The sequence below is a fragment of the Ferrovibrio sp. genome, assembly GCF_046297895.1.
Taxonomy (GTDB): Bacteria; Pseudomonadota; Alphaproteobacteria; order Ferrovibrionales; family Ferrovibrionaceae; genus Ferrovibrio.
In genome coordinates, this window is sequence record NZ_JBKBHC010000006.1 from 1 (window position 1) to 8,753 (window position 8,753).

Annotated in this window: 11 protein-coding genes; 1 reads left to right on the plus strand and 10 read right to left on the minus strand. The window is 65.8% G+C overall.

Annotated elements, in window-relative coordinates:
- Positions 1 to 130: 130 nt before the first annotated feature.
- Positions 131 to 526, minus strand: a complete 396-nt coding sequence (gene crcB, locus ACK4FK_RS11090; protein WP_409745023.1) for a fluoride efflux transporter CrcB — start codon at positions 524 to 526, stop codon at positions 131 to 133.
- A gap of 81 nt (positions 527 to 607) precedes the next feature.
- Between crcB and ACK4FK_RS11095 the strand changes: the two genes are divergently transcribed.
- Entirely contained in the window at positions 608 to 991 is a 384-nt protein-coding gene (locus ACK4FK_RS11095) for a TfoX/Sxy family protein (protein WP_409745024.1), read from the plus strand.
- Positions 992 to 1,020: 29 nt separating this feature from the next.
- Here ACK4FK_RS11095 and ACK4FK_RS11100 read toward each other — a convergent pair whose 3' ends face one another.
- The 9 genes from ACK4FK_RS11100 to ACK4FK_RS11140 all read right to left on the minus strand — a co-directional run bounded on the left by ACK4FK_RS11100 (position 1,021) and on the right by ACK4FK_RS11140 (position 8,458).
- A complete protein-coding gene (locus tag ACK4FK_RS11100) occupies positions 1,021 to 1,227 on the minus strand; it encodes a DUF2783 domain-containing protein (protein ID WP_409745025.1) in 207 nt (68 codons plus the stop codon).
- Between the two features lie 2 nt (positions 1,228 to 1,229).
- Positions 1,230 to 1,673, minus strand: coding sequence for a hydroxyphenylacetyl-CoA thioesterase PaaI (paaI, locus tag ACK4FK_RS11105; protein WP_409745026.1), 444 nt, complete (start codon positions 1,671 to 1,673; stop codon positions 1,230 to 1,232).
- Complete coding sequence (gene paaG, locus ACK4FK_RS11110; protein WP_409745027.1) at positions 1,670 to 2,461, minus strand: 2-(1,2-epoxy-1,2-dihydrophenyl)acetyl-CoA isomerase PaaG; 792 nt, start codon at positions 2,459 to 2,461, stop codon at positions 1,670 to 1,672. Before paaG ends, paaI begins: the two co-directional genes overlap by 4 nt.
- A gap of 42 nt (positions 2,462 to 2,503) precedes the next feature.
- On the minus strand, positions 2,504 to 3,568 hold the full coding sequence (locus ACK4FK_RS11115; RefSeq protein WP_409745028.1) for a GGDEF domain-containing protein: 1,065 nt from the start codon (positions 3,566 to 3,568) through the stop codon (positions 2,504 to 2,506).
- A 104-nt stretch (positions 3,569 to 3,672) separates the two neighbouring features.
- On the minus strand, positions 3,673 to 4,374 hold the full coding sequence (locus ACK4FK_RS11120) for an ABC transporter ATP-binding protein (protein ID WP_409745367.1): 702 nt from the start codon (positions 4,372 to 4,374) through the stop codon (positions 3,673 to 3,675).
- Positions 4,375 to 4,384: 10 nt separating this feature from the next.
- Positions 4,385 to 5,137: an ABC transporter ATP-binding protein gene (locus ACK4FK_RS11125; protein WP_409745029.1), complete on the minus strand. Its 753-nt coding sequence runs from the start codon at positions 5,135 to 5,137 to the stop codon at positions 4,385 to 4,387.
- Positions 5,130 to 6,260: a branched-chain amino acid ABC transporter permease gene (locus ACK4FK_RS11130; RefSeq protein ID WP_409745030.1), complete on the minus strand. Its 1,131-nt coding sequence runs from the start codon at positions 6,258 to 6,260 to the stop codon at positions 5,130 to 5,132. Before ACK4FK_RS11130 ends, ACK4FK_RS11125 begins: the two co-directional genes overlap by 8 nt.
- A gap of 13 nt (positions 6,261 to 6,273) precedes the next feature.
- Complete coding sequence (locus tag ACK4FK_RS11135) at positions 6,274 to 7,194, minus strand: branched-chain amino acid ABC transporter permease (protein WP_409745031.1); 921 nt, start codon at positions 7,192 to 7,194, stop codon at positions 6,274 to 6,276.
- Positions 7,195 to 7,261: 67 nt separating this feature from the next.
- Positions 7,262 to 8,458 (minus strand): ABC transporter substrate-binding protein, encoded by a 1,197-nt coding sequence (locus tag ACK4FK_RS11140; RefSeq protein ID WP_409745032.1) that lies wholly within the window; start codon positions 8,456 to 8,458, stop codon positions 7,262 to 7,264.
- Positions 8,459 to 8,753 lie beyond the last annotated feature (295 nt).

Below are 8,753 nucleotides of genomic sequence, written 5' to 3' on the forward strand. Positions count from 1 at the left end.
CCATGCTGGCCGAGATGCGCGACATGCTGGATGGGCTGGGCTGGCAGGAAGGCTCCACCACCGGCGCTGGCCAGTATGTGATCGAAAAGGCATTCGTCGAGCAGTAGGCGCGGCGTCGGGCCGTAAGGGCTTACGAAGCACCGCGGCCGAGCGCCTGCACCAGCGCGGCGCCGGCCCAGGTGGCGGCCAGGCAGACCAGAACCGACACGGCGACGTTGCCGCCGGCCCGCAGCAGCAGGCCCTCGCGCAGCAGCCCCAGCGTCTGCAGGCTGAAGCTGGAAAAGGTGGTGAAGCCACCGCAGATGCCCACCATCAGGAACAGCCGGGCAGAATCGCTCAGGCCCCAGCGGTTTTCGCCGGCCGCCATGGCGGCGAAGATGCCGATGGCGAACGAGCCCAAGACGTTCACCAGAATGGTGCCCCAGGGGAATGCGACATTGAACCGGCCGTCGATCGCGCCGGCCATCCAGTAGCGGGCGACGCTGCCCAGCGCGCCGCCGGCGGCGATGTAGAGATAGGCGGTCATAGCCGCTGGACGCTAGCCATTTTTGTCGCAGGCGTCAAAGTGCGCTTGGCCGCCGCCACGGGCTTGGCTAGTCTGCGCGCCATGGCTGCGAGTCCCGATTTCACCGAATTCGTCCAGGAACTGTTCGCCCCGCTGGGCGGCATCAGCATCCGCCGCATGTTCGGCGGGGCCGGCATCTATTGCCGGGGCGTGATGTTCGGCCTGATCGCCGACGACACCATCTATCTCAAGGCCGATGCCGACAGCAGCAAGGCCTTCCTGGCGCGCGGGTGCACGCCATTCGTCTATGACGGCAAGGGCAAGCCGGTGCAGATGAGCTACTGGCGCATGCCCTCGGAACTGGTGGACGACCAGGACGAGGCCGTGGCCTGGGCGAAAACGGCGCTCGGCATTGCCAGGGCCCAGAAGGCCGCCACCCCGCCGCCCTCGCGCCGCGTGACGCTGGGGGCGGCGCGCCGCCGCTAGGCGGCAAGCGATTCAGGCGGCGCCCGCCGTCAGGCCGCCTTGCTCTGCGTGCCGCGCGCCAGCGCCATTGCCTCGGTCAGCACGGCGGCATCGCCGATATGGTTGGCCAGCAGCAGCGTGAGCTTGGCCATGGTCTTCTGTGCCGTGGCGTCGTCCATGCCTTCGGTCATTTTCACCAGCGCTGCGTAGAAGGCGTCGGCATCGGCCAGGTTGGGATCGGTGTTGAGTGTCGCCATGGTCAGGCTCCCTCCAGTCCGGGAATGGTTTCGCCCTTGATGGTACGGGCCAGGCCGCGGAATAGTGCGACCGTATTGCCTCCTTCATCCTGAACGGCCATGTCATAGACCGCGCTGCGGCCGGAACTCTCGCGCAGTTCAGCGGTCGCCGTCAGCACCGCACCGGGCAGAACGGGGCGCAGGTAGGTAATGTCGCATTGCTGCGCCACGGCATTGCGGTTGAAGGAGTTGCAGGCATAGCCGAAAGCGGAATCGGCCAGCGTGAAGATCACGCCGCCATGGCAGGTGCCGTGGCTGTTCACCATGTCGGGTTTCACCGTCATGCGCAGGCGGCAGCGGCCCGGGCCCATTTCCAGCAACTCGATGCCGAGCCGCTGCGCGGCCAGGTCGCGTTCGGCCGCGACTTTGCCGATGCGTTCGGCGATCTCCTGAGCGGTCAGGCTCATTGACCGGTGAACTTCGCCGGGCGTTTCTGCAGGAAGGCCATCACGCCCTCGACGAAGTCGCGACTGCGGCCGGCGACGCGCTGGGCCGACCGCTCGGCCTCAAGCTGGCTGTCGAGCGAGGCAGTCCAGGATTGCTGCATCAACTGCCGGATCAGGCCCAGGCCGACGGTGGGCCCCTTGGCGAATTTGGTCGCCACCTTGCGCGCCTCGTCCATCAGGGCCGCATCGTCGACGCATTTCCAGATCATGCCCCATTCAGCGGCCGTGGCTGCCGGCAGCGGCTCGCCCAGCATGGTCAGGCCCTGCGCGCGGGCAGAGCCGACCAGGCGGGGCAGGAAGTAGGTGCTGCCGGCATCGGGCACGAGGCCGATATTGGCGAAGGCCTGCAGGAAGCTGGCCGACTGGCCGGCGATCACGATGTCGCCGGTGAGCGCCAGGCTCATGCCGGCGCCGGCGGCGGGGCCGTTCACGGCGCAGACGATGGGCATGCGCAGGGCTGCCAGCTTGCGGATCACCGGGTGGTAGTTGTTATGCAGCGCCTTGCCCAGGTCGGGCATGCCGCCGTCTTTCGTCAGGTCGCCGCTGGCCAGATCGGCGCCGGAGCAGAAGCCGCGGCCGGCGCCGGTGATGAGCAGGCAACGGATCGCGGCATCGGCCTCGATCTCTTCGAGCGCGGCCAGCATCTCGACCATGATTTCGGTGTTCAGGGCATTCAGACGATCAGGACGATTCAGCGTGATCGTGGCGACGCCGTCCAACTTGTCGACCAGTAGGGTGTTGTAGGCCATTGTGTTTCGCTCCCTTGGATGGCGAACACGCTAGCCGATTTTTCAGGAGGGTAGAACAGTCTCGGACAGGGTTGCTGCGGCGGCTTCCGTTGCGGCAACCACGCGGTTGCGGCCCTGCCGTTTGGCGCCATAGAGCGCCGCATCGGCGCGTTGCACGAAGGCGCTGAGCGCCTCGCCCGGCCGGTATTCGGCCACGCCGGCCGAAATGGTGATGCGGCCCAGCTCGTTGCCGGAATTGCGCTTCACCAGCTTGCGGGCGGCGATGAGGGTGCGGATGTTGTCGCCCAGTTTCACTGCCTGGTCGGCGCGGGTGCGCGGTAGCAGCAGGGCGAATTCCTCGCCGCCGTAGCGCGCGGCCAGATCCTGGCCCTTCACGTTGTCACTGAGCGTGCGGGCGACGAGCTGCAGTACGGTGTCGCCGGTCTGGTGGCCGTGGCGGTCGTTGAACAGCTTGAAATGGTCGATGTCGAGCAGCATCAGCGCCAGCGGTTCGTGGTTGTCGACGGCGGCCTTGGCGAACAGGGTGAGGGTTTGCTCGAAGTTCTTGCGGTTGGCGAGGCCGGTCAGGCTGTCAGACAGCGCCTCGCGGCGGGCCTGCTCGAAATGCTCGCGCAGTTGCTGCACCTCGGCCGTGGTTTCGGCCAGGCGGTCTTCCAGCGACTGGTTGCGCTGCTGCATGGCGCGCGTTTCCTTCAGCATCGAGCTGACGAGCGAGCCGAAGGTGGGGCCGTTGCCCTGCTGGTCGAGCCGGTCGGAGAAATCCTCCAGCTTGTCGCCGTAGGTCCGGGTATCGACCTCGGCGGCGCCGACGAAGACGCGCAGTTCGTCCATCGCCTCCTGCAGCTTCTCGGTGGTTTCGCGCGAGGCACGCAGCATGCGCGCGGGATTGAGGAATTCCTCGTAGAGCTGCAGCGTGGTGTCGGGGGTGAAGGGCGTTTTCGAGGCCAGCAGGGCGTCGATAGCACGGCTGAGCGCGGGGTCGCGCCCGGCATGGTATTCGTACCAGATGGTGAAATTGATCGGGGTCGGCGGAATCGAGAACCGCGTCATACTGGCCACCGCCGCGTGGGCGTATTCGGCCGCCTGATGCAGATCGTCGTGATACATCCTGTTCCCCTGCCGACGGGCGATCTTCCCCGGATCGCTGCGCCGCGGCCCATACTGTGGAACCGGCCGGCGCGGCTGGCAATGGGATTCGGAGCTTTTTCCGACTAAATGCCGAGGTAGCGGTGCTGGATGTCCGGGGCGGCGCGCAGGGCGGCTGAATCCCCCTGCCACACCACGCGACCCTTCTCGATCACGTAATGGCGGTTGGCAAGCCGCGTCAGCGCCTCGACATTTTTATCCACAACCAGGATCGACTGGCCGCTTTGTTTCAGCCGTTCCAGGCAGTTCCAGATTTCCAGCCGGATCAGCGGGGCGAGGCCCTCGGTGGCCTCGTCCAGGATCAGCAGATGCGGGTTGGTCATCAGCGCGCGACCCACGGCCAGCATCTGCTGCTCGCCGCCCGACAATTGGTTGCCCATGTTATTCGCGCGCTCGGCGAGACGGGGGAAGAGTTCGACCACGCGCTCGTAGGTCCAGGGCGTCTGGCTGTCGTTGCGGTTGGCCGCCGTGGCGATCAGGTTTTCCTTCACAGAAAGATTGGGGAAAATCTGGCGGCCCTCGGGCACCAGGCCGACGCCGACCTTGGCGACCCGATAAGAGGGCAGGCCGCGGATGTCCGTGCCGCGGAAACGGATGCGGCCGCGCGCGGCCGGGGTGAGACCCATGATCGAGCGGATCGTGGTGGTCTTGCCCATGCCGTTGCGGCCCATCAGCGTGACCACTTCGCCGGGCGCGATGGCGATGGTCATGCCGAACAGCACCTGGCTGCGGCCGTAGAAGGTGTCGATGGCGTCGACCTCAAGCAGGCTCATCGCATTACTCCGCTTCATCGCCGAGATAGGCCTGGCGCACCTGTTCGTTGCGCCGGATCTCGTCGGGGGTGCCGGTGGCGATGCCATGGCCATAGACCAGCACGGTGATGCGGTCGGCCAGGGCGAACACGGCATCCATGTCGTGCTCGATCAGCAGCATGGTAACGCTGCCCTTGATGCTTCGCAGCATGGCGACCATGCGGGCGGAATCCTCCGGTCCCATGCCGGCCATCGGCTCATCCAGCAGCAGCAGCTTTGGCCTGGTCGCCAGGGCCATGGCGATCTCGAGCTGGCGATGCTCGCCATGGCTCAATGCGCTCGCCACCACGTCGGCGCGATGGGCCAGGCCGACCTGCTTCAGGGCCTCGAGGGCGGGATCGCGCAGGCGGGCATCGCGGCGGGCATCGGCCCAGAAGCGGAAAGAATGGCCGTCATGGGCCTGCACGGCCAGCGCGACGTTATCCAGCGCGGTGAAATTGAGGAAGATCGAGGTGATCTGGAACGAACGCGCGATGCCCAGATGCGAACGCCGGTGCACCGGCAGTTGCGTGATATCCTCGCCCATGAAGCGGATGCTGCCGGAATCGGGGCGCAGTTCGCCGATCAACTGGCCGATCATGGTGGTCTTGCCGGCGCCGTTCGGGCCGATCACGGCATGGATCTCGCCCTCGCGGATGTCGAGCGAAAGATCGTCGGTGGCGGTGAGGCCGCCGAAGCGCTTGACCAGATTGGAGGCTTTCAGGACCGGCTCAAGCATGCTCGCCTCCCGCGGGTTCGGCCTGTTCATCGCGTTTGCGCCGGTAATGCCACCAGGCGAAGCCGGCCAGGGCGAAGGCGCCGGCCAGGATCAGGGTGGGAATGATCCAGGCATCCTCGAAAACCAGATGCACGCCATAGATCAGGAAGAAGGCGGCGATGCCGGCCATCAGCGCACCGGCATGGCCGCGGCTGAGCGCGCCGTCGATGCCGCCGCGGGCGAAGATCACCACCAGTACCAGGATCGGGCCGAAGACGATCTTCCAGTATTCGGTCCAGCCGGAGAGGATTTCCTCCAGCAGCAGGAAGGCGACGGTGCCGAAAAGCGGGCCGAACAGGCTGCCCATGCCACCCAGCACCACCATCACGATCAGGTCGCCCGAGCGCGTCCAGTGCATCATGGCCGGACTGATGAAATCGGTGAAGGTGGCGGTCAGCACACCGGCCAGGCCGCAGACCATACCGGCGATGACGAAGGCGGTGAGGCGATAGCGGAAGACCGGGAAGCCGATGGTGGCCATGCGGCGGTCGTTCGACTTGGCCCCCTGCAGCACCATGCCGAAACGCGAATTGACCACGCGATGGCACAGATACAGCGCCGCGACCAAGATGGCCCAGCACAGGTAATACAGGGACGGGCGATCGTTCAGGTCGATCAGGCCGCCGAAATCCGAGCGCTTGAGGATGGTGAGGCCGTCGTCGCCGCCATAGGCATAGGCGCCATTGCCGAGATAGTAGACCAGCTGGGCCAGCGCCAGCGTGATCATGATGAAGAAGATGCCCTTGGTGCGCAGCGACAGCAGGCCGATCAGCAGCGCCGACAGGCCCGACATGATCAGCGCCAGCGGCCACTGGATCCATGCCTCGTGCACGCCGTGAAAGCTGAGGATGCCGATGGTGTAGCCGCCGATGCCGATATAGGCGGCGTGGCCGAAGCTGACCATGCCGCCATAGCCCAGGATCAGGTTCAGGCTGACGGCGGCGATGGCCATGATCACGATGCGGGTGAACAGCGTGAGCATGAAGGGGTCGTCGAAGGCCTCGGCGGCGACCGGCACCAGCGCCAGCAGGCCGAGCAGGATGAGGGCGACGATCGTGGTGGTCTGACGCGGAAGAGCGGGCATCACGGCGGGCTCCTCAGCGGCCTGGGGCGGGGAACAGGCCGGCCGGACGCAGCACCAGCACCCCGGCCATCAGGATATAGATCAGCATCGACGACAGGGCCTGGGCGAGCGTGCCGGCATCGGCGGGGCTGAGGAAGCTGCCCAGCATGTTGGGCAGGAAGGCGCGGCCCATCGTGTCGATGATGCCGATGGCAACCGCAGCGATGAACGCGCCGCGGATCGAGCCGATGCCCCCGATCACGATCACCACCAGGGCCAGGATCAGGATGTTGTCGCCCATGCCGATCTGCACGGTCGTGATCGGGCCGCTCATCAGGCCGGCCAGCGCGGCCAGCGCCGAGCCGAGGCCGAAGACCAGGGTGAAGAGCAACTTGATGTCGATGCCGAGCGCACCGACCATCTCGCGGTTAGAGGCGCCGGCGCGGATCAGCATGCCCAGCCGCGTCTTCTGCACCAGCAGATAGAGGAAGCCGGCGCAGAGCAGGCCGACCACGATGATCAGGAAGCGGAAACTGGGATAGGGCAGGCCGGGCAGCACCGTGACCTGGCCTTCCAGCCAGGCCGGCAGTTCGATGGCCATGCCGCCGGCACCGAACACGATGCGGGCGAATTCATTGAAGAACAGGATCAGGCCGAAGGTGGCCAGCACTTGGTCGAGATGGTCGCGGGTATAGAGCGTGCGCAGCGCGATCACCTCCACCACGATGCCCAGCAGCGCGCCGGCGGGCAGCGCGAGCAGCGCGCCGATGAAGAAGTTACCGGTCCACTGGGTGAAGACCGCGGCGAAATAGGCGCCCATCATGTAGAGCGAGCCATGTGCCAGGTTGACCAGGTCCATGATGCCGAAGACCAGGGTGAGGCCGGCGGCCAGCAGGAACAGCAGCAGGCCGATCTGCAGGCCGTTGAGGAATTGCTCGAAAAGAAGCAGCAGCATGGGGCAGGGCACTCGTCAGGTAAGGCGCCGCGCCCCGGCAGGGGCGCGGCATGGTCGCGTCAGTCGGTCACATCTTGCATTTGGCGGCATGCGGGTCCTGGTGCGCGGTCAGCACAGTGCTGACGGTGCGCAGGTCGTACTCGCCATCGGCCGCCTTGTAGACTTCCTGCTGGTAGATGTTCTGGATCGGGAAATTGTTGTTGCCGAACCTGAAGGGCCCGCGCACGGAGTCGAACTTCGCGGCCTTCAGCGCCCGGCCCACGGCATCCTTGTCCTTCAGGCTGCCCCTGGTGGCGGCCACCGCCGAGGCGATCAGGTTGGCAGCGTCGTAACTCTGCGCGGCATAGAAGGTGGGATTGTCCTTGTAGGCCTTGCGGTAGTCGGCGACGAATTTCTGGTTGGCGGCATAGGGCAGGTCAGTGCCCCAGGTCATGGTCAGGTAGGTATCCAGCGCCAGATCCTTCTGCAGCTTCAGCGTCACGGCGTCGACGGTGAAGGCGGAATAGAGCGGAATCTCCTTCTTCAGGCCGGCCTGGCTGTACTGCGTGTAGAACTGCACGCCCCAGCGCGAAGGGAAGAAGACGTAGACCGCATCGGGCTTGGCGGCGCGGATCTTGGAAATCTCGGCCGAGAAGTCGAGCTGGTCGGGCCATTTGGTCATGTCCTGGCCGACCACCTGGCCCTTGAACAACGATTTCACGCCGTTGACGCCGTCCTGGCCGGCGGCATAGTTCGGCGCCACCATGTAGAGCGTCTTCACACCCTTCTGGTTCAGCAGCTCGCCCACGGCCATGTGGTTCTGGTCGTTCTGCCACGAGGCGGCGAAGAAATACGGGCTGCACTGCTCGCCGGCCAACTGTGAGGGGCCGGCATTGGCGCTGATCAGGTAGGTCTTGCTCTCGATCGCCGGCTTGTAGGAGGCCAGCAGCACGTTCGACCAGATGAATCCCGAGAGGAAATCGACCTTGTCGCGCTGCAGCAGCTTTTCGGTCTTCTGCTTGCCGACCTCGGGCTTCTGCTCGTCATCCTCGTAGATCGCCTCGACCGGGATGCCGCCCATCTTGCGGCCCATGTGGTCCAGCGCCAGCTCGAAGGCATTCTTCATGCCCTGGCCGTAGGCGGCATTCGGACCCGACAGCGTGGTGACGAAACCGATCCTGATCTTCTTGGCAGCCTGCGCCTGCGCCGGCTGGGCCAGCAGGGGCAGGGCGGCCAGCGAAGCCGACAGAATGGCAAGGGTGGTCTTGAAGCTGGAACGCATCATCCGTCTCTCCTTCAGTGACATGCCTGCGTCGCGGCCCATCCTGCGATGCGCCGCTGCCGCACGATTTCCGTGCCGCATGCCCTGTGGGAGTCCCCCGTCGGAAGATACTTTAGACATAAAATACTCTGCCAGGCAATCGAACTGTCATGTCGCGGACCGTACCACCGGCGAACCACATGCCGCCGGATGCGAAGCGGGGGGCCGCAACACGCCGCGCCCCCCCCCGCCCCGGGGGTGAGACCAGGGGCAAGACCACAATGACGAGGGTGGGGTGGGGGGTTGAAGGGTGTGGAAG

What these genes read in the sequence shown, in the direction of transcription:
- crcB (WP_409745023.1), bottom strand. Translation starts at nt 526, where the DNA reads ATGACCGCCTATCTCTACATCGCCGCCGGCGGCGCGCTGGGCAGCGTC.
- ACK4FK_RS11095 (WP_409745024.1), top strand. Translation starts at nt 608, where the DNA reads ATGGCTGCGAGTCCCGATTTCACCGAATTCGTCCAGGAACTGTTCGCC.
- ACK4FK_RS11100 (WP_409745025.1), bottom strand. Translation starts at nt 1,227, where the DNA reads ATGGCGACACTCAACACCGATCCCAACCTGGCCGATGCCGACGCCTTC.
- paaI (WP_409745026.1), bottom strand. Translation starts at nt 1,673, where the DNA reads ATGAGCCTGACCGCTCAGGAGATCGCCGAACGCATCGGCAAAGTCGCG.
- paaG (WP_409745027.1), bottom strand. Translation starts at nt 2,461, where the DNA reads ATGGCCTACAACACCCTACTGGTCGACAAGTTGGACGGCGTCGCCACG.
- ACK4FK_RS11115 (WP_409745028.1), bottom strand. Translation starts at nt 3,568, where the DNA reads ATGTATCACGACGATCTGCATCAGGCGGCCGAATACGCCCACGCGGCG.
- ACK4FK_RS11125 (WP_409745029.1), bottom strand. Translation starts at nt 5,137, where the DNA reads ATGCTTGAGCCGGTCCTGAAAGCCTCCAATCTGGTCAAGCGCTTCGGC.
- ACK4FK_RS11130 (WP_409745030.1), bottom strand. Translation starts at nt 6,260, where the DNA reads ATGCCCGCTCTTCCGCGTCAGACCACCACGATCGTCGCCCTCATCCTG.
- ACK4FK_RS11135 (WP_409745031.1), bottom strand. Translation starts at nt 7,194, where the DNA reads ATGCTGCTGCTTCTTTTCGAGCAATTCCTCAACGGCCTGCAGATCGGC.
- ACK4FK_RS11140 (WP_409745032.1), bottom strand. Translation starts at nt 8,458, where the DNA reads ATGATGCGTTCCAGCTTCAAGACCACCCTTGCCATTCTGTCGGCTTCG.